A 350-nucleotide genomic window follows, 5' to 3' on the forward strand; every position below is an offset into this window, starting at 1 on the left:
ATCTGCTTTAAGTGTTTCACGATTGGCATACCAGTAACCGTACTCACTTCCTTCACTTGGAGCAATCGTTGCCATATAACCTTCTTTTTCAATAAGTTTAGCTAACTTGAATGCAATGACCCTCAATGTAGTTGTAGCTGCCAAGTGTATTTGTATATTCACCTCTGCCCTTAGGTAACGTTTCAAATGCTCCTCGTGGTACAGAAACCCCCAGGATTATTACTGATTGTAAATTTTCCATTACATCCTGGGGTTTGTTTCCAGTATAATCTGAATCTTCAAAGCAGGATTTATTGGTTATACTGATAAAATCTACACCTAACTCAGAGGCCATGTTTCTCAAATCTTCT

General features: G+C 38.3%; 1 pseudogene. It reads right to left on the bottom strand.

Annotation, left to right across the window (positions count from 1 at the left end):
- Positions 1–97: 97 nt before the first annotated feature.
- Positions 98–350, bottom strand: a pseudogene (locus tag CI957_RS10445) (hypothetical protein); the annotation flags it as partial.

The organism is Methanohalophilus sp. WG1-DM, from assembly GCF_004104135.1.
Taxonomy (GTDB): Archaea; Halobacteriota; Methanosarcinia; order Methanosarcinales; family Methanosarcinaceae; genus Methanohalophilus; species Methanohalophilus euhalobius.